Consider the following 19,434-nt stretch of genomic DNA (forward strand, 5'->3'; position numbering starts at 1 on the left):
CTTTTTTTACTTTTTATTAGGCTTGGTTAGGTCGAGAATCATCGGTTTGTACTCCCAGTTGGCATAAAGCAATCTTTGGTCATCAAAGTGCGGTGAACGCGGATCGCCGCTTTGGCCAGGCGGAAGGATGTTGACACTCTTGGTTTGGACCTTGGAAAACTCGACAATTTGGTTGTAGGTACCGCGGTTCATGTTGAGGATCGGCTCAACTCCACGGGCGCCGAGCTGGTCGAATTTTATTTTTGAAGTTGTTGTCAGCCATTGATCCAACGGCTTTCCTGCATGTTCCTTAGCAGGATGCTCCACAGCATATTGTAGGCCGTCCCGAACCACTTGCTGTAAATCCAGTTTGCCAAGGAAGTTGTACTTGCTCCCCAACTCTCCCTCATCGGCCTGTAGCACATGATAAAGCAGGTCATTCGAGTCACCGCCAATCCCTTGAAGCTCCTTGAATACATCTGTTTTAACTTTGGCAAACCAGCTTCTAAAAATCGTCAAGCCCGGATCATCATAAAGCTCATCCTTATTTTCATCCCATTGGTACTCATCCCATCTGTCAACAAGACCAGCAGCCTGCTTGACCTCAGCAGATAGCCCTTCGACAGACCCTAATTTCTCCAACAACAAATCCTTGAAGAAATAGGCATTCAATTCGATATGACCGGCCTTTTTGTTGATTTCCTCCATGTCGGACCAGGCCACTTTGTCAATCCCGTCAAGCTGGTCAAGGATAAACTTGACTCGGTGGGTTGGACCAAACAAGGATTCTGTGTATTCCCAATCCGAGCTCGGCTTGTTATTCCAGTTGGCGACATAGCCTTGTGCCGGGTTAATCGCGTGCGTCAAAGTTTCAAACGGGTTAATTCCCTGCCAGTCCTGCGAGCCATCGCCAAGCATTGGCAGGCGGTTGTCAGTGCCTTCCGCCCTCATCGCGTTTTTCCCCGTAATCCAGTACCCGATATTGCCCTGTTTATCCGCATAGAGGAAGTTGTGCGACGTTGGAATCTTTTTCGTCGCTGCTTCGAACTGTTTTACGTTGCTGGCACGGTTGAAATCATAGAATCCAACCATCGCTTCAATTTCCTGACCCCAGTGGGCCCGTTTCTGGGTGTAGGCAACACCAGCGTCCTTATAAACAACCGGTCCGTAGACGCTGCGATAAACCGGGAGTGGAATCGCGCTGCCGCCGGCCACCTTTAGCGTTTCGGTACGGACTTCAAAATCGATCCATTTACCTTTATACCAATATTGATTTGGATTAGCAGGGTTTATTTTTAAAACAAAGGTGTCAATTTGGTCGCCCATCCCGGTTGTGGTTGTCCAGGCAAAATCGTTGCCGCGGCCGATGAGCGGGATCGGGCCAGCACCGGCGAACGCCATCCCGACGGAATTGTATCCAGCACCATGAATGCCGACTTCATGGGCAATCTGCGGCGCGGAAAAGCCCATTTGCGGACCTCCGAGGAGAAGCGTTCCGCCTGTGGCGCTCCGCGACGGACTGACCACCCAGGCATTGCTGCCACCCTTATGTGGGAAGCCATAAGCCTTTTCGATATCCAGCTTCATCTGCTGTTCCTTCTCAAGCTGCTCAGCGACCTTTTCGCTGTTCGGGAATTGGGCAGGATCCAGCTTGGCCGCTTTCTTTACGGATTTATCCGGTTTGGAGTGAAGTGAAACCGGAGCATCCGGGTCATTTTTCAAAAAGATCGTGTTGAATGCCTGAAGGCCTTTTTCGGGACCAAACTTCTGCTGCAGCTTGGTCAAGCGATCGAAGGTGGTCATTTCACCGCCGCCGCTCTCTCCAAATCGGCGCACCATCAACTGCTGCACTTTTAATGAATCAACAATTGTCCATTTGGCTGGTTTGCTGCCACGGAATTCGGGAGGCAGCGCTGCCGCCGGGGTCGTTTCTATGTAATGGTTGATCCCGTCAATATAGCCCTGCAGCCCGCGTTTTACATAGTCCGGCAGCTTGGCGAATTGGGCCAGTGCCTCTTCGTCGGTGTAGCCGTCACGGCGAATCACTTGGTCTTGTCCAAGATTTGCTTGGGTTCCCCCGAAAAATTCCGCCATCCGTCCGCTGGCGACAATCCGAGACAGCTCCGCCTGCCAAAGCCTGTCCTCAGCAGTGGCATAGCCGACTCCAAAGAATAGGGCAGCGTCGGTTTCTGAATAAATGTGCGGCACCCCATAAGAATCCCTGACAATCTTAATTTCCTGCCCTTGATGGTTTAATAGTTTGGTAGATTCAATTTGATAGGCTGCGGACGCTTGCGGTGTGGGCGAAGATTTTGGCGCGGCAAGTCCCGGCGCCGGAACAGCGAATAGACTTGCTGCCAAAGCTGTGGTGGAAAGAACAGATAGAATGCGTTTCTTTTTCAAAAAAAAGCCTCCTTTTTAATAGATTCACGTCCACTATAACGCACACAACGTGTGAAAAATGTAACTGTATGGATAGGATAACGGGAAATATTTCGACAAGAACCCAAAGAGGATCCGTTCCATAAGATATACAATGAGAAAAAAATCGAGGAGGATGCTCACGATGCACCCTTTTACCAATTATCTGGATGCGATGGCCCGGCAATCTAATAATCTCATTAGTGACCTTGAAAAAGCAATTAATGGTGAATATAGTGCGATTGATTGTTATGCGAAATTGGCTAATTTGGCAGGGAATAAAGCGGAGCGGGAGCAAATCCTGGAAATTCGCCAGGATGAGATCAAACATTATCAACATTTTGTCCAGTTGTATCAGAGCTTGACGGGGAGACCGCCGCAGGCAAAGATTGTGGAGGAATGCCCGAGCCATTATATCAGGGGATTAGAGTTTGCCCTGGTGGATGAACAGAAAACAGTGGATTTTTATCTAGAAATTGCCGATCAGGCGACGGACCAGTTTGTAAGGAATGTATTCCGAAGAGCTGCAGCAGATGAGCAGAATCATGCGGTTTGGTTTTTGTATTATTTTATGAAAAATAAATGAAGGTCAGATGCCAGTGGCGATTTTCTCCGGTGCCGGAGGTCCGAGGAGTTATGTTTTCAAAAAGTAGTGGAAGGGCATTAACCCCCGATGGCAAGGATTCGGGGGTTTTTCGTTTGAAAAATTGGTCTAGTCCCCGCCGCCGCCACCTGAATCCCCTCCGCTATCCGAGCCGCCCGAATCAAAGGCAGAATCATGGTGGTAATCCCGGCCGTCATAATCATGGCTGTAGGACCGTTGTTTTCCTTTATTGACGTTGGGGAAAATTAAGAATGCCAGTATGATGAGCAAAACGCCATAGAATTGATCCGCTCCAAAAATTAGATAAATGCCGAATACCAGCAGGACAACACCTACCAAACGTTGTAACAATCTGACCACTTTCAGAGACCTTCCTCCCTGGGTGAAATTTAATCTGCGCTGTATTGTAAAATAAATATGACCCTTTTGGCCTATTTATTCATTACGAAAGGGTTACAGTGACCCTCAGTCGTCCTTTATCGACAATTTGGACATTTTGTTAACTCCCGCTTCCAAAGCGACCTAGCCCTATTTTCCTAGTATAATAAAGAAGTCAGCCAAAGAACCACACAATCGCTGTCTATCGTAGTCCTACACTTTACCTCACAGACATCAACCCACAACCAACTGTCCACCTCAGGAGGACAAATGTCCACGAGTGGTGCCTGACACCAATATGTGATATGCCACGGTATCAATGGTAATAACCCCAACTTATAATCCCATTAAATTAATGAAGGAGTGGTCGATTTGGTTCGCAGTGTTCGATTATGGTTTGAGGGGGCGAAGTTTCATGTGACGAGTCGGGGTATTCGACGGAGCCAGTTGTTTTTTGAGGATGCGGATTTTGGGATGTATCTTACCTTGCTACAGGAAACGCAGAGCCGCTACCCGTTCATTCTCCATTCCTATTGTTTAATGTCGAATCACACGCATCTTCAGCTGCAAACGCTGGAGACCCCGCTCAGCACCATCATGAAGCATCTCAACACCAAGTATGCCAAGTATTTTAACAGAAAGTACGATTTCTCCGGGCATGTTTTCGAAAAGCGGTATGGCGCGGAACTGTTGAATTCTCCCGAATACGAAATTGATGTCAGCAAATACATTCATTTGAACCCGGTTGCGGCCGGGATGGTGGACACCCCTGAGGATTATCCGTGGAGCAGCTACCGCGCCTACGCTTTCGCTGAGAGGAAAGTTGACCCGCATCCAAATCCAAGCCCGAACCCAAGCCCGAACCCTCTCGTCGATCCCCAGCCAATTTTATCCTACTTTCCGGAGCCCCCAACCGAGACCTACCGGCATTATATGAGATCCCGATACACGGACAAATTTTTTTGGGAAGACGGCAAGATTTATTTCATTGAAGGGGAGAGGTCATCATGTGGGCAAAGGTAACAAGCATAGGCTTAAAGGGAATGGCTGGCTACCGGGTGAATGTTGAGGTGAGTTCACATGTCGGCAATGATTCGATTAAAATTGTCGGCCTGCCTGATGCCGCGGTCAAGGAGTCGAAGGAGCGAATAATCGCCGCGCTCCGGTCGTTAGGCTACACCCCTCATGGACAAAAAATCACCATCAATCTCTCCCCGGCCGACCAAAAGAAAATGGGATCGATGTTTGACCTGCCGATAGCTATTGGCGTGCTGGGCAGCCTGCATGAGCTCGATGCGGTTATTCCTGCAGATACTGCATTCGTTGGCGCCCTGTCACTGGATGGAGCGGTTCAGCCGGTCGAGGGTCTGCTGCCGGCTGTCCTTGCGGCAAAGACACTTGGGGTGCGAAGGGCCTACATACCGTTTGATGAGCAGCTGCCTCAGCTTGATTTTACCGACATGGATATCATCTATGTCGAATCCCTGCAGGATGTAATTGGCCATCTATCCGGGCGATCCCATGTCTCAGGGTCAAGGGCTTTTTTTGAAAAAAAACCCGAGGGACGCAAGACCAGTGCGGATACCATCGATTTTCAACAAATCATCGGCCATTCCGCTTCCAAGGCGGCGCTTGAAATTGCCGCTGCCGGGGGGCATCACGTGCTGATGACCGGACCGCCTGGGTGTGGGAAGAGCTTGCTCGCTTGGAGCTTTCCCTCAATTTTGCCGGCTTTATCGAATGAGGCTCAGCTTGAGGTACTGAGCCTCTACCAGCTAAGCCGGGTGGACCACCCGCAGGCCGGGGTGCCCCCGTTTCGCAATCCACATCACTCAGCCTCTGGCGTCTCGATTATCGGTGGCGGCCAGTACCCGAAGCCGGGAGAAATCTCGCTCGCTCATCATGGCGTGTTATTTCTCGATGAAATTGGGGAGTTCTCGAAAAAGACACTGGACATGCTTCGACAACCTTTGGAAAATGGATCCATCACCATCAGCCGAACCCATGCTACGATAACGTACCCGGCATCGTTCATTTTGCTTGCGGCAATGAATCCTTGTCCATGCGGATATGCCGGCTCCAACCGTCATTATTGTACCTGTTCGCCGAAGCAGATTCATTTTTATCAAAATAAACTATCCGGTCCGCTGAGGGATCGGTTTGATATCAATCTTAGTTTGGTTCCGGTGGATTTTGCGGCTGAGGAAGGAAAAGAACAGGAGAGGGAATCGTCCCAGGCGGTGCGCTCGAGGGTAGAACATGCTCGTGCCAGGCAGTACGCCCGCTACGGGGCGGAAATCCCCAACGGCCGAGTCCCTTATGATATGCTGATGAAAACAAGCCCGTTAAGCTGCAGCCAGCAGAGGACCCTCCAGGAACTTTTAATGAAAGAGGGCATGAGCAATCGCACCCAAATCAAAATCATTCGCCTCGCCCGCACCATTTCCGACTTGGAGGGTAGCACATACATAACTGACCGAAGCATCGAGGAAGCGATAAAGCTGAATCGGCCAGGCCTATCAAGGGAATCTGTTTTTGTGTGATTGAAAGTGGTTAGTAATGGTGTCATAGTAATGGTGTCAGGCACCACTCGTGGACAAGTTACGTATTTTGTCCACGTGGGTCGGACACTCCATGACGGTTGAAAACAATGCCCACTCCTACTAAGTTCAAAAAAGGTAGGTCCGCATTTTATGGAAACCTACCTTTTTTTCATCCTTTCTTTAATATTTTCTGAGTGTGCCAGAAACAGTAATCCGAGTATGCCCAACACGATGAGGCAGCTGGCCCAGCCTTCCCCCTGGACATACAGGACAACAGGAATCGCAAGGAACGACCCCAGCCCGGCAAGGGTGAAGCTTTTGGTGAACGGGTATAGCAGCCCAAATGCAAGTACAACGAATGGTGCCACGAGGGGATGGAAGGCGAGTATCCCTCCAATAAAGGTTGAAATTCCTTTACCGCCCTTAAATCCAAGGACAACTGGCTTTATATGTCCGATAATCGCAAGCGCCAGGCCGACCAACTGCACAGGCTCCGAAAGCCCAAGATAACGTCCGGCTAGCACAACGGCTCCTCCTTTTAACGCATCGCCCAGAAAGGTAAGGACAAAAGCCTTTTTACCGTAAAGCCGCCCGGCGTTCCTTGCCCCGACATTGCCGCTCCCGCCAGTTCTAATATCCTGTTGAAAAATAAACTTCGTGACAATGAAGCCAAACAGGATATTCCCAAGCAAATAGGAAAACATCCAGTATACCCAAATCATTTACATCACTGCCTAATATGATATTTTAAAATGCTCTAGTTCTATCAATCTATGAAACTAAAATGATGGGGCATAAAGTAAAAATCCCCTTCACAATCATTATAAATGTTCAAATGGTTGTGAAGGGGGTTTTTTAATTGTTTAAATAAACAACAGCAGGCTAATAGCCATCACGGCCATGCCGCCGATTAAGCCGTAAATTGATAAATGCGCTTCGTCGTACCTTTTTGCGGCCGGCAGCAGTTCGTCAAGCGAGATAAACACCATGATCCCGGCGACGGAGGCAAAGATGACGCCGAACATTACTTCGTTCAAAAACGGCATCAAGAATAGGTAGGCGGCTAATGCTCCGACTGGTTCTGACAGGCCTGATAGAAACGAGAGCCGGAACGCCTTTTTCTTATCGCCTGTGGCAAAATAGACAGGCACCGATACCGCTATTCCCTCAGGAATGTTGTGAATGGCAATAGCGACGGCAATGGCAATCCCGAGTTTTGGGTCCTGTAGCGCTGAGGTGAAGGTGGCGATACCTTCTGGAAAGTTATGAATCCCAATTGCCAGAGCGGTAAAAGTCCCCATTTTTAATAAATCAGGCTTTTTATCCGCGAGTGCAAGCGACCCGCCGTTCCCGTTTCCATTGGAGCCGCCGTTTCCTTTAGAGGACATATCCTCCACCGTTCTTAGTTCATGCGGATTGGACTGTTTTGGAATAAATTTATCAATAGCCGCAATCAATAGCATTCCGCCGAAGAAGCCTCCTACTGTCAGCCAGTTCCCCGGAACCGTTCCTAGGGCATCTACGAGCGCGACCTTGGCTTTCACAAAGATTTCGACCATCGACACATAAATCATGACCCCGGCGGAGAAACCCAGGGTTACCGACAGGAATTTTGTATTTGTATGAGATGTGAAAAACGCCAAAAGGCTTCCGATTCCAGTAGCGAGACCCGCAAACAAGGTCAAGCCAAATGCCAATAACAAATTTTCAGTCACCTTCGTCTCCCTCCCAATAAATTGGCTGTCTTTTATCAATGACTCATTGACTCACCAATAACATTCTAAAATTTATTCAGTTATACTTTTATATGCACAAACCCAGAAAAGTTTCCTCCGGGAAAAAATTTGAACATAGGACAATATAAACGATGTCAATATGGTACCACATCAACAGCGGATATTAACAGAAAAATCGTTTTGATCATGGTGTGGTGTCAATAATGGTGTCAGGCACCAGCCGTGGACAAAATGCCCTTTTTGTCCATCTGGGGAGGACATTCAATGTTTTCATTGTCGATAACTTATAATCCCAAGTATCGACCTTCTGTGCTTGTGCCCATTGATGGCTTCAATAAGAAAGCCGGCTCATAAGCGGTCGGTTTGTTTGACAGCTTATGGAGCCAGCTTTTCCGTAAAGCAAAATTCAACTATGCCTCTGCCTTTAGCCTATCGGACTCGCCAATCGGCTTGTTTTCCTTTATTCCTCATTTTTCTTTTGCCTCTTTTGGTGTTCTTCCAGAGCAAGAAGGATGTCTTGGATGTCGACTTTGCCGTCTTTGTTTAGGTCGGCAATGTTCGTTTCGGGTTCTGCAGCTGCTGGCGGTGCTTGCCCCGACTGAGGCATTTGTCCTTGCTGCGGTGCCTGCTCCTGCTGATGTGTTCCGGTCTGCGTACCCGGAGGTACCTGCAGCGTCTGAGGCCCACCCGCGGCTCCGTTTCCGGCCCCGGCATCACCAACTCCAACTCCAGTTCCCTCTCCAGCTACCGGAACCCCGGCACCAGATAACACTGCGGTCCCAGCCTGCCCCTTCGATCGCCCGCCAACAAAAGTAAACACCAACAAAATCAGCACAAGTAACCCGGCAACGCCATCACCGATGTAGAACATCATCGCGTAGTCAGCCCACAATGTCTTACTTTCGCCCATCTTTTTCTCGGATTTGCTAATATACTCCTTGATCTCAGAATGGTTCGGATAAATCCGCTGTACCGCCTCAAATTTTTCCAAAGCATGCTTATAATAGCCGCCCCAATATAAATCGAGCCCTTCCTTATAGAGCCGGTCCGTATCGCTCTTTGTGTCCCTAACACCGGCCTGATTAACAAACTCTGTCACCGTGTTGACTGGCACGGCAAAGTTGAAGCCCTGAACCTCCTGACCGTTGACCGTGTCGCCCCTAAACGTCAACAGCCCAATGATTTCACCGTCCTCATTAATCACCGGACCGCCGCTGTTGCCGTGGGTTGCCGCGGCGTTAATCTGAATAACCGGGCTTCCCTGCTCCGTCTTTTTATCGGTAGCGGAAATCTGGCCCGCGTTCATCGTAGAAACAAGCGATGAATCTGGAGACAACAGGTCGGAATCCGCTGCTGCAGGGTAGCCGCTGACCCAGATGTCCTGCTGGCTTTCGATATCATCGGAATTTCCAAGCGGGATCGTCGGCAGATTTTTCCCCTCAATTTTTACAACTGCCACATCTTTCCCTTCATTAATCGGCGCCCCGTAGCTTTTTGTTTCTCCATCAAGCACATCGCCGCCGGGCAAAATCACCTTGGTCGCCTTCTGTATTCCAGTGTACTGAGTCCAGGCAACCAAATAATCATACGCCTCGTTGAAATCTACCTGGAAGTAGTCCGCCATAATGGCCACCAGCTGCTCAAAAGCGGCATCGGCAACCGCCTGGTTCTCCATTTTTCCGAACTCCACCACATGGGCGTTGGTGACGACATATCCGTCCGCACTAATAACGGCACCTGAGCCGGAGCCGCCAATTAAAGTTTGATAGTTAAGCCGCTCAAAAACAGCCTGAACATCGGGGTTGTAGTCGAGAAACTGCCACTTTACAACAGCGTAATCAATAATCCGTACCACCGCGGGTTTTGTGTATTCGTTCAGCCGTTGGGCTTGCTTCACATCGCCTGTGGCCGGTTTGATATTAATGAGGAAAAACGAGGCAACAATCGCCGCAATCAGCAGCAAACTGAGCGGTATCGTAAACAGGGCCCTTTTCTTCAAAGCATGCTTCACCTCTTAGATTCTTTTTTTAAAAACTGACAATGGCAATATATTCGGGGGTTGGATAAAAGGAATTTGTACGAGAAAATGTTATCGCTTGCATTTTTTAAAACAAAAGGAGTATTAAAAAATGAAAACAGCCACTTTGTAAGGCAATTATCTTCTCAAAGCATCGTTTTACCGTTAACAACTTCTTTTATGAATATCTCCAACAACAACCATTAAAGTTATTAGATGACAAGGTTTTTTCCCTAAAAGATTATCTGGTATTATTAGGATTACCTATTACAACAGGGTCCGGAAAATTTCCGAATCTTTAAAGGGAGGGGACGTATTTTTATGAGGTTAAAGAGCATCCACCATATCGCCATCATCAGTTCAGATTATCAAAAATCGAAGGATTTTTATGTGAGAATCCTGGGATTGAAACCAATCAGGGAAGTTTACCGGAAGGAGCGGGATTCTTTCAAGCTTGATTTAGAAGTCAATGATCACTATCAGATTGAGCTGTTTTCTTTCCCGAATCCTCCTGAGCGGCCAAGCTATCCCGAAGCGGCGGGGTTACGACATGTTGCATTCGAAGTTGAGGACTTGGATGAAGCTATTCGCCATCTTACCAGCCACCAAGTGGAGGTTGAACCGATTCGAATAGATGAGTTTACGAATAAAAGGTTTACCTTCCTATCCGACCCGGACGGGCTGCCAATTGAACTTTACGAAAAATAAAGCAACGCAAAAGGGTGAGAACAACCATGTTTCTCACCTTTTTGCGTTACTGGGTTTGACCCCAACGAAGCGTAAATAGGTCTCAGGTCGTAGATTTCTTTCCGCTCGTAGTCTATAGCATGCAGGAGTTTTTTGGTGTATTGTGGAAGTAATAAATGGAAATAACTTTCTGCTGGTGACTTCCATTAAAATGAAACATTCTTCCGAGTTATTCGTATGAATATCAAGGATTTTTAGTTAGGAGTCGATTATGATGAACCCTGTCCTTTCGTTGATTGTCCGTTCGTTTGTGGCCATTCCGGTTACCGTTTTCACGGGCTTAATTACCTGGCTTTTGACATATGATGGCTATCTTACCATCGGCCTAGCACTTGCCGGTGGCTTTCTCACCCATGTCGTCTTAGGGGTGTTCATGTCATCTAGCTTTTTGAAAAAGCACGGGCTGACACGAAAAGAATACCGATACATTCAAAAAAACCTTGCGGATGCCAACAAGAAAATCCGCCGCTTGAATAAATCGCTGTTTTCGATTCGCGATCTTAACTCGGTTAAGCAGCGAATTGATATTTTAAGGATTACGAAGAAGATTCAAAAGATGGCGGCCAAGGAACCAAAACGCTTTTACCAGGCTGAGCCGTTTTATTTTTCTCATTTGGATTCAGTCGTCGAGCTGACCGAAAAATACAATTTTCTCATATCCCAGCCGAAAAAAAGTCTAGAAATCAATCAGTCGTTAATTGAAACAAGGCAAACCCTGAATGAGCTTACCAGGGTATTAGAAGAAGATCTATACCAGGTCGTTTCCAATGATGTCGATCACCTCAATTTTGAAATTGATGTCGCAAAACATACAATCAATAAACAAAAAGAACTTAAATTACCCGAAGAGAACAGGTGGTTAAAGAAATGAGTGAAAACAATCTTAACTTGAACAAAACCGGCGGCAACTTTTTGGATGATATTCTAGCCGACCCTTTTGGCGAACAGCCTGAACCGCAACTGGCCAAAAGCCCGGTCCCGCAGACAAGCGAGGCACGACCAGTAAAATTAATTGATGTGATCCCAGAGGAGCACCGTGCCAAGGCGCTGCAGTTAGCGGAACAAATTGATCCGACCAACCATCAGGCGATGATTCAATATGGTACCCAAGCCCAAGGAAAACTTCTATCCTTTTCGCATCAAATGCTTGAGCATGTCCAGAAAAAGGATGTCGGCGAAATTGGCGATATTATCGCTGACCTCATGAAGCGTTTGAATGAAGTGAATCCGGACGAGTTGAAGGAAAACAAGCCATCCTTTCTTGGACGGATGTTTGGAAAAATCTCGAGTTCGCTTCAGGAGGTCTTGTCCAAATACCAGAAAACGGGGGCGCAAATCGACCGCATCAGCGTGAAGCTCGAGCGGAGTAAAAACGTGCTCTTGTCTGACATCAAACTGCTTGAGCAGCTTTACGAAACGAATAAGGAATATTTCCATGCACTGAATGTCTATATTGCAGCAGGGGAAATCAAGCTTGAGGAAATGCATGAAAAAATAATTCCTCGCTTGAAGCAGGAAGCGCAGTCAACCAATGATCAAATGAAGTTCCAGGAAGTCAACGACATGATTCAATTTGCCGACCGCTTGGATAAGCGCCTCCATGATCTGAAGCTAAGTCGGGAGATCACGATTCAGAGTGCGCCGCAGATTCGCCTGATTCAAAACACAAACCAGGCCCTTGTGGAAAAAATCCAATCCTCGATCGTAACGGCGATTCCGTTATGGAAAAACCAAGTGGCGATTGCTTTGACGCTGATTCGCCAACGACATGCGGTTGAGGCACAGAAGCAGGTATCGAAAACGACCAATGAACTGCTCTTGAAAAATGCCGAAATGCTAAAAACGAATACAATTGAAACCGCCAAAGAAAACGAGCGCGGCATTGTCGATATTGAAACACTGAAGAAAACGCAGGAAAACCTCATCTCCACTCTCGAGGAAACCTTGCGTATTCAAGAGGAAGGCCGTCATAAGCGACGCATCGCCGAACAAGAACTCGCTGCCATGGAAAACGACCTCAAACTCAAACTGCTCGAAATTCGCGGCAAATAAATCATAGCCCTCCGCCAAAAAGCGGAGGGCTTTACATATTTTTCATGCTGGCAACATTGCGATCGGTGTCAGGCACCATTCGCTGACTTTACACAATGGAAATAGTGCTATGCATTCACAAGTAGTATTGTTCTAGTTATTAACCGGCATGACATTATAGTACTCCTCAAGGGTGATGCCGCGGTTCATGATTTGTTTAGCTATGGGTTTTCCTACGTAGCGGAGGTGCCAGGGTTCGTACTGGTAGCCGGTGATGGCTTCTTTGCCTTTGGGATAGCGGATGATAAACCCGTATCTTGCGGCGTTTTTCTCGAGCCACTTCGCCTCTGGTGTGCCGCCAAAGCAATCTTCAGCGGCGCATTTGCCATTGCCGCCGGTGACATCGATGGCCAGGCCGGTTTCGTGCTCGCTTGTCCGTGGCAGGGCGCTATAGGTGGCGGCCGCTTCGTAGCCATCCCGGTCCACGTAGTAATTAAACAATGCCTCCTGCGTCGCAGACGAGCGATAGGCCGAAACGCCCAGCAGTTCTACGCCTTCCTGTTCAGCGGCCGCGAATAATTTCTCTATCGCCGCGGCGGCCTCCTCCCGCATTTTCCGCTTCGGTGAGTCCTCTTTAAAAATAAACGGAATTTCTGCATCGACCAGATCAACCGGCTGATAATCGTCAGGTAGTTTATTTTGTTTGTTGACGAGGACCGGCACAGTATCCGGGGCGGTGACTACCTTGACCTTGCCATTATTATTGCTAGCATATTCAGGTTTTACCGGAACGGGGGGCAGGTTAGCCTTTTTTTCGTGATTAATATCTAAATTATGTGCGCCCGAGCCCATGCAGCCTGCCAATGAAAATATAACAATAAAGATCGCGGTATATGCATTTTTCATAACATACTTCCTTCTTAAAAAAGTCCATCTGCTAACAGCATGGACACGAAGGGAGGACTTTAAAACAGCCGGAAAAATAAATAGAACCTTAGAAACAGCAGGAAAGCCAGACAAACAGCGATTTTTCAGAAAATTTAGGTCTGGAGACTCTTTAACATGCCTGCCGATTTGGTTATATTTGCTATAACACATAAATCGTACGAAACGGCAAAGCCATTGAAAAGTGGTGACGCAAAGCTAAAGGGGCTAAAGTCCAGGACGATGCCAGCCAGCTACCGAACACGAATACTCCTGCGATTTATGTCAACCAAACTGGAGGAGGGTTTCATGTGTTGAAAATGTTGTTAAAGGGAAAATATTATTATCATTTGTTGCAGCAGCGCCATCATGAGTTGCTCGAGCAGGACTGCTTGTGCGAGGATTTACGAAAGAAGTTGAAGGTCAAAGCCATCTACCATACTAGTAAAGTAATCGAGCTCGGTACGAGACTATAGCCGGGCTCAGAACACAAAAAGGCGCCGGATTCCAAAACCCGGCGCCTTTTCCATCTATATTTTAGTGGGACATTACCACGTTGCCGTCATCAAGTCCGTCCTTGGTGACTTTTATAATGCCTACTGCACCTTTTTGAGCATGGTTGAATTGGTGGGTAACGATTGGATAGCTGCCTTCCTTGGTGACAGTGAACTCGACAACCGCACCGCCGCTAGCTGGCAGCATCACCGTTTGCAAACCTTTCATGTGGTTAAACGGGTTGCCATCCACATACACATCATCAAACACGGTACCGACTACGTGAAAGCTGGATACTTCATTCGGGCCGACGTTATTCACATACAATCTTATTTTATCGCCGACTTTGGCAAGCAACGGTTTGTCGACAAGCGAGCCAACTGTTCCGTTAGTGTTTAGGTCGCCATCTCTTAACGCTTTGGTGGAGAAGACTGCATATTTAGGCACGCCGTTTGTAAAATCCTCGAGGTTATTGTACTTGTACCATTCATTCTGAACAATGACATATTCACGGTCAACCGCGGAATCGGTTGGGTAACCATCCTTCGGTTTTACAATAATCGTGCCGTGCATCCCGTTAGCAATGTGGGATAGAACAGGCTTTGTGCCGCAGTGATACATAAACACGCCTGGATTATTTGCAGGATAGGTGAAGGTTCCTTCTTCATTCGGCATAACGTTGGCAAAATCCACGGATGGGGCAGCATGTGCGGCATGGAAATCCATGCTGTGCGGAATCGCTGGGTCTATATTTTTCAAATTAAAATTGATCAAATCGTCTTGGTTGACAATAATCACCGGCCCAGGTGCTTCGCCGTTAAATGTCCAGGCTTTGTAGAAATCGCCTTTGGAAATTTCGATATCGGTAATTTGCGCGGTCATTTCGATGTTCACCTCATGCTCACCGACGCGCACTACTTTCATTGGAGTTGGTTTTTGGTTTAAGCCTTTATGGGGTCCGAATACATCCACAACTGCATTTTTGGTTGTTTTTGCTTTCACTTTCTTTTCCATAGATAAATCCGCTTTTGAACAAGCCCCTAACATCATGACAGAAGTGAACATTACCGCTGTAACTTTTGTAAACCTTCCCATCCTAGCTCCCCCCAATTAATAACTGTCTATTTTTGTAAATGCTTACATTTCCATTTTATCTGCCACTAAAATAGGTCTAGTGATGCAGGTCACGGTAAATGCGCCGTTTTTTGAACATTTTTTGAATTGGTGAGCAAAGTAATATTTTTATAGTGGAAATATTAATTAATCGGCATCTAAATGGCCATTCTAAACGTAAAAAGGAGGGTTTTTTTTGAAAAAAAATCAAGGCGAATCCATTACAAATGAAGACGAGAAAACGAGTGAAGGCTTGAATCAAATCTTTGAAATTATCAATGCCAAAGGCGATGCCGGCGAGTTAAAGGAAATCGTGGAAAAAATGGATCAGCAGTGAGGCCTGAAATTTATCGGGCCTTTTATAGTGGAAATGTGGATAAGATGTTGATAACACCATGTGAACTGTGAATAACATCCTGATGTTTGTTGGTAATTAAAAATTCTGTTATTAATTTTTTTAACAAGAGTTGTTAACAACTCCTAATAATTTGTTGATAACCTTGTGGATACTGTTGAAAACTTGTTAATAAACTCTGGATAGCCATATCGGGTTGTGGATACTACCTCATTCTTTCATCAACATGATTTATGACGACAAATTGGGATGAAACTAAGCGATATTTTCGCCCATTCCTGGACTAGTTTCGCGGAACTGGGGAGGTATCTCGCCGATTCTGACTTTATTTCGCCTAACCGATCCATTTTAGGTTTGCACCGCCAGAAGAAATGACAATTGTCACCTGATATTGATGACATTGCTTACTAAAAAGCCAAGTCGTTCCGGCTTACAATGAAAGTAAGAAATCAGGAGGTGTTCGGAAAGATGAAGGCAATAGTAACCGTCAAAAACGTGACAAAGTCATTTCAACATAAAAAGGCAGTGGACAATGTAAGTTTTTCAATATCAAAAGGTGAAGTGGTGGCAATTCTTGGGCCGAACGGCGCAGGGAAAACCACAACGATCTCGATGATTTTGGGGCTGCTTAAGCCATCATCCGGAGAGGTGCGTTTATTTAACCTGCTTCCTCACGAAAAACAGGTCAGGGAAAAAATTGGGACCATGCTGCAGGAGGTCAGTGTGATGCAGGGCTTGAAGGTTAACGAGATCCTTGAGCTAATCAGAAGCTACTACCCGCAGCCTCTGTCGATTCAGGAGCTCATCGCACTAACCGGTTTGACACCACAGGATTTAAAAACACGCGCGGAAAAATTGTCTGGCGGACAAAAGCGTCGTCTCAGCTTTGCGCTAGCACTTGCGGGAAACCCAGAACTAATCATTTTTGATGAACCGACAGTCGGCATGGATATTACCTCGAGGAAACGCTTTTGGAAAACCGTCAGGACACTGGCGGAACAAGGAAAAACGATTATCTTTTCAACTCATTATTTACAGGAAGCAGATGATGCGGCAGACAGGATTTTACTGTTTAAAGACGGCGCGATTGCCGCTGACGGAACGCCTGCGCAAATCAAAGCCAGTATTACCAAGCAGTCCGTTTCTTTTGTCGTCGATCCTGAAAAGTCATTGGAAAAATTATATCAACATAGCGAAATCACCGATATTTTTCGGAAAAATAACCGCGTCTACATCCATACGGACAATACAGACCGGATTTTGGAACTGCTTTTTAAAGAGAGAATTGGCGCACGTGATATTCAAATTGAACGAGGCAAGCTGGAAGAAGCGTTCGAGCAGCTGACCGGTGAATCCAAGGAGGCTATCTAAATGAAAACATTTCAAATTCAATGCAAAGTAGAAATCATCAGGATATTGAGAAACCGTTATTTTGTTTTTTGGTCGCTTGTCATGCCGATCATCTTTTATTATGTGTTTACTAATTTAGTAAATTCCGATATTCCAAATAAGGCAGAGTGGCAGGCACATTATTTAATGTCGATGACGGTATTTAGTGTCATGGGGTCATCGATGATGACGCTTGGCATTCGATTGGTTCAGGAGCGCTCCCAGGGATGGTCAACGTTCCTCCGGACGACTCCGCTGTCAAATACCGTTTATTTTGCGGCGCAAATGGTCGGCCAAAGCGTGATTCATGTATTTTCGATTGTGATTATTTTTATCGCAGGTGCCTTAATTAACGATGTTTCCCTGACAGCTTTTGAATGGGTGATGAGCGGTTTATGGATTTTACTGGGCTCGCTTCCTTTCCTCGCTATCGGCACCCTGATTGGGTTAATGAAGAAAGTGGAAACAGCAGCGGGCGTTAGTAATGTTCTGTATATGGTGCTCGCGGTTTCCGGCGGTTTATGGATGCCGCTTGAGGTAATGCCAAAGATGATGCAGGCGATCGCCAAATGGCTTCCGTCCTATAACTTTGGCAGCGGGGCATGGGAAATTGTCCGCGGCGGTCTGCCGGATTGGAAAAATATGCTGTTACTTATCGCCTATTTGGTCCTGCTCATGCTACTATCAAACTATATTAGAAGAAAACAAGAAGCGGTGTGATTCACTATGAAACAATCATTCAGCATTTTCCCAAGAAAATACGGCTTTTTCCCCTACGTGTTTCTCGTCTATTTTGGGTTCCCAATCTATTATTTGACGAAGGAAACAGGGATGAAGCAGCTGTTTGGCTATGGGATGGTGCTGCTTTTTTTGGTATCGTACCGGCAGCTATATTTTTTAATAGAAAAAAAGGGATTTTCGTATTGGCTGGCGGTCCAACTGGGCATCGTGTTTATCTTTACGATGTTTTACAATTTAAATCACGTTTTTTTGGGCTTCTTTACTGCGAATTTTATTGGCTGGTATCGAGATAAAAAGGTGTTTCGGCGCGGGCTGATCAGCCTTGCCTTCGTGACAATGTTTCCTTTTATTGTCCATGTGGTTCGGACAGAGAAGTTTTTTACGCCATCAGAACTTCTGTTTTTTGTTCCGTTTCTTATCATCATGCTGATTTCGCCGTTTGGCATTCGTAGCTTAAGCCGGCGGATGGAACTAGAGCAGGAGCTTGACCGGGCGAACCAGCGAATTGAAGAGCTGGTGAAGCGTGAGGAGCGGGTTCGGATTGCCCGGGACCTTCATGATACCCTCGGTCACACCCTGTCGCTGCTGACATTAAAGAGCCAACTGGTCCAGCGCTTAATTGCTGTTGATTCTGATCGGGCACGGAATGAGGCAAAGGAAATGGAGGTTACCTCAAGGGCTGCGTTAAAGCAGGTGCGCGAGCTTGTGACCGATATGCGTGCGATTACCATTCTCGAGGAACTGCTCGAAATCCAGCAGATTTTACGGGCTGCCGGCATCACGTATCAATATGATGGGGACATTGATTTTTCAAGAATCCCGCCATTTACCCAGAACATGATCAGTATGTGCATGAAGGAAGCAGCGACGAATGTAGTGAAGCACAGCCGAGCCTCGCATTGTTCGATTTCTATCCATCTATCAGCAGAAAAGCTGAAGGCTGTCATCCGTGATGACGGGATGGGCATACCGCCCAAGAATACGCAATTTGGCAACGGCTTGAAGGGAATAGAAGAAAGGCTCGCGCTGATTGATGGGACGTTGATGCTGCGCAACCAAAATGGCGCGGTTTTAGAAATCGTCGTGCCGATTATTAAGAAGGAAGGAGCAGCGGTATGATTACTTTATTTATAGCGGAGGACCAGCGAATGCTATTGGGGGCGCTCGGTTCACTGCTGGACTTGGAGCCTGACATGAAGGTGATTGGCCAGGCGATGAACGGGGAGGAAGCACTGGCATCCATCCTCGAGCTTTCGCCTGATGTTTGTTTAATGGATATTGAAATGCCGCTGTTGAACGGCCTAGAGGTAGCAGAAGAGCTTGTGAAGCTGTCAGCGGCCAGCAAGGTGATTATTCTTACCACCTTTGCCCGCCCTGGCTATTTCGAACGTGCGGTAAAAATCGGCGTCCATGGGTACTTGCTTAAAGACGGGGAAATTGACGACTTGGCTGGGGCGATTCGTAAGGTAGTGGCAGGGAAACGCGTATTCAGCCCGGAGCTGGCGATCGACGTCATCCGCGAGGAAAACCCATTAACCCTAAAAGAACAAGAGATTCTAAGACTTGCCGCCTTAGGAAAAACAACAAAAGAAATCACTGCCGAACTGTACCTGTCATCCGGCACCGTCCGCAACTACATCTCCGAAATCATCCACAAACTCGGCGCCAAAAACCGCACCGAAGCAGCCGCCATCGCCCAACAAAAAGGCTGGCTTTAAACCTACGGTGGTGTTAGTAATGGTGTCAGGCACCAATCATGGACATTTGTCCTCCACACGAGGACAAATATGGACCCATTTTGGTCCTTTTTTGTTTTGTGTGGGGGGTTCGATTTTGTGGCCCATTTCCCGCCTGTTCTGGTCGGACAACCTTCCATCCCTTATAGATTTGAATACAATAACTAAAAAGGGGAGGACAAGGTCCGGACAGCCGGTCCTATTCCCTGCTATGCGTAAAAGGGG

General features: G+C 47.0%; 19 protein-coding genes and 1 riboswitch. Of the genes, 12 read left to right on the forward strand and 7 right to left on the reverse strand.

What is annotated here, in order from left to right; translation table 11 throughout:
• Positions 1-6 precede the first annotated feature (6 nt).
• Positions 7-2,382: a penicillin acylase family protein gene (locus AR334_RS26310; protein WP_066321143.1), complete on the reverse strand. Its 2,376-nt coding sequence runs from the start codon at positions 2,380-2,382 to the stop codon at positions 7-9.
• 163 nt (positions 2,383-2,545) lie between these two features.
• On the opposite strand from AR334_RS26310, the gene AR334_RS26315 reads away from it, so the two are divergent.
• Complete coding sequence (locus AR334_RS26315; protein WP_066321145.1) at positions 2,546-2,986, forward strand: ferritin-like domain-containing protein; 441 nt, start codon at positions 2,546-2,548, stop codon at positions 2,984-2,986.
• 126 nt (positions 2,987-3,112) lie between these two features.
• Here the strand turns inward: AR334_RS26315 and AR334_RS26320 are convergent, their stop codons facing one another.
• Positions 3,113-3,364, reverse strand: coding sequence for a hypothetical protein (locus tag AR334_RS26320; protein WP_066321148.1), 252 nt, complete (start codon positions 3,362-3,364; stop codon positions 3,113-3,115).
• Between the two features lie 435 nt (positions 3,365-3,799).
• Between AR334_RS26320 and AR334_RS26325 the strand changes: the two genes are divergently transcribed.
• Together AR334_RS26325 and AR334_RS26330 are read left to right on the forward strand one after the other, a co-directional pair.
• Positions 3,800-4,405, forward strand: coding sequence for a transposase (locus tag AR334_RS26325; RefSeq protein ID WP_253701374.1), 606 nt, complete (start codon positions 3,800-3,802; stop codon positions 4,403-4,405).
• Positions 4,390-5,925 (forward strand): YifB family Mg chelatase-like AAA ATPase, encoded by a 1,536-nt coding sequence (locus tag AR334_RS26330; RefSeq protein ID WP_066321152.1) that lies wholly within the window; start codon positions 4,390-4,392, stop codon positions 5,923-5,925. Before AR334_RS26325 ends, AR334_RS26330 begins: the two co-directional genes overlap by 16 nt.
• A 158-nt stretch (positions 5,926-6,083) precedes the next feature.
• Here AR334_RS26330 and AR334_RS26335 read toward each other — a convergent pair whose 3' ends face one another.
• The 3 genes from AR334_RS26335 to AR334_RS26345 form a co-directional block, all read right to left on the reverse strand.
• Positions 6,084-6,647, reverse strand: coding sequence for a glycerol-3-phosphate acyltransferase (locus tag AR334_RS26335; RefSeq protein ID WP_066321154.1), 564 nt, complete (start codon positions 6,645-6,647; stop codon positions 6,084-6,086).
• Positions 6,648-6,788: 141 nt separating this feature from the next.
• The gene (gene zupT / locus AR334_RS26340; protein WP_066321156.1) at positions 6,789-7,640 is read right to left on the reverse strand and encodes a zinc transporter ZupT; all 852 of its coding nucleotides are present in this window, start codon (positions 7,638-7,640) and stop codon (positions 6,789-6,791) included.
• Positions 7,641-8,121: 481 nt separating this feature from the next.
• The gene (locus AR334_RS26345) at positions 8,122-9,660 is read right to left on the reverse strand and encodes a trypsin-like peptidase domain-containing protein (protein WP_066321158.1); all 1,539 of its coding nucleotides are present in this window, start codon (positions 9,658-9,660) and stop codon (positions 8,122-8,124) included.
• 339 nt (positions 9,661-9,999) lie between these two features.
• Here AR334_RS26345 and AR334_RS26350 point away from each other — a divergent pair, with 339 nt between their 5' ends.
• From AR334_RS26350 to AR334_RS26360, 3 genes are all read left to right on the forward strand, one after another.
• Positions 10,000-10,386 (forward strand): VOC family protein, encoded by a 387-nt coding sequence (locus AR334_RS26350; protein ID WP_066321161.1) that lies wholly within the window; start codon positions 10,000-10,002, stop codon positions 10,384-10,386.
• Between the two features lie 250 nt (positions 10,387-10,636).
• Positions 10,637-11,296 carry a 5-bromo-4-chloroindolyl phosphate hydrolysis family protein gene (locus AR334_RS26355; RefSeq protein ID WP_253701375.1) on the forward strand — a complete coding sequence of 220 codons (660 nt, stop codon included), beginning with the start codon at positions 10,637-10,639 and terminating at the stop codon, positions 11,294-11,296.
• Positions 11,293-12,477: a toxic anion resistance protein gene (locus AR334_RS26360; RefSeq protein ID WP_066321165.1), complete on the forward strand. Its 1,185-nt coding sequence runs from the start codon at positions 11,293-11,295 to the stop codon at positions 12,475-12,477. The genes AR334_RS26355 and AR334_RS26360 overlap by 4 nt, the downstream gene beginning before the upstream one ends.
• 132 nt (positions 12,478-12,609) lie before the next feature.
• Here the strand turns inward: AR334_RS26360 and AR334_RS26365 are convergent, their stop codons facing one another.
• Positions 12,610-13,554, reverse strand: coding sequence for a D-alanyl-D-alanine carboxypeptidase family protein (locus AR334_RS26365; RefSeq protein WP_253701376.1), 945 nt, complete (start codon positions 13,552-13,554; stop codon positions 12,610-12,612).
• A 4-nt stretch (positions 13,555-13,558) separates the two neighbouring features.
• Positions 13,559-13,642: riboswitch (cyclic di-GMP riboswitch) on the forward strand.
• Positions 13,643-13,691: 49 nt separating this feature from the next.
• Here AR334_RS26365 and AR334_RS29730 point away from each other — a divergent pair.
• On the forward strand, positions 13,692-13,856 hold the full coding sequence (locus tag AR334_RS29730) for a hypothetical protein (RefSeq protein ID WP_156431404.1): 165 nt from the start codon (positions 13,692-13,694) through the stop codon (positions 13,854-13,856).
• A gap of 61 nt (positions 13,857-13,917) precedes the next feature.
• On the opposite strand, the gene AR334_RS26370 is transcribed toward AR334_RS29730, so the two are convergent.
• The gene (locus tag AR334_RS26370) at positions 13,918-14,970 is read right to left on the reverse strand and encodes a multicopper oxidase domain-containing protein (protein ID WP_066321167.1); all 1,053 of its coding nucleotides are present in this window, start codon (positions 14,968-14,970) and stop codon (positions 13,918-13,920) included.
• Between the two features lie 214 nt (positions 14,971-15,184).
• Here AR334_RS26370 and AR334_RS29735 point away from each other — a divergent pair, with 214 nt between their 5' ends.
• The 5 genes from AR334_RS29735 (at position 15,185) to AR334_RS26390 (ending at position 19,191) form a co-directional block, all read left to right on the forward strand.
• Complete coding sequence (locus AR334_RS29735) at positions 15,185-15,325, forward strand: hypothetical protein (protein ID WP_156431405.1); 141 nt, start codon at positions 15,185-15,187, stop codon at positions 15,323-15,325.
• 486 nt (positions 15,326-15,811) lie between these two features.
• Positions 15,812-16,714 carry an ABC transporter ATP-binding protein gene (locus AR334_RS26375; RefSeq protein WP_066321169.1) on the forward strand — a complete coding sequence of 301 codons (903 nt, stop codon included), beginning with the start codon at positions 15,812-15,814 and terminating at the stop codon, positions 16,712-16,714.
• A complete protein-coding gene (locus tag AR334_RS26380; RefSeq protein WP_066321174.1) occupies positions 16,715-17,452 on the forward strand; it encodes an ABC transporter permease in 738 nt (245 codons plus the stop codon). It abuts the gene before it with no gap.
• Positions 17,453-17,458: 6 nt separating this feature from the next.
• Complete coding sequence (locus AR334_RS26385; protein WP_066321175.1) at positions 17,459-18,592, forward strand: sensor histidine kinase; 1,134 nt, start codon at positions 17,459-17,461, stop codon at positions 18,590-18,592.
• On the forward strand, positions 18,589-19,191 hold the full coding sequence (locus AR334_RS26390; protein ID WP_066321176.1) for a response regulator transcription factor: 603 nt from the start codon (positions 18,589-18,591) through the stop codon (positions 19,189-19,191). The genes AR334_RS26385 and AR334_RS26390 overlap by 4 nt, the downstream gene beginning before the upstream one ends.
• The last annotated feature ends 243 nt before the right edge of the window (positions 19,192-19,434 follow it).

Source organism: Bacillus sp. FJAT-29814 (assembly GCF_001510715.1).
Lineage (GTDB): Bacteria > Bacillota > Bacilli > Bacillales > Cytobacillaceae > Neobacillus.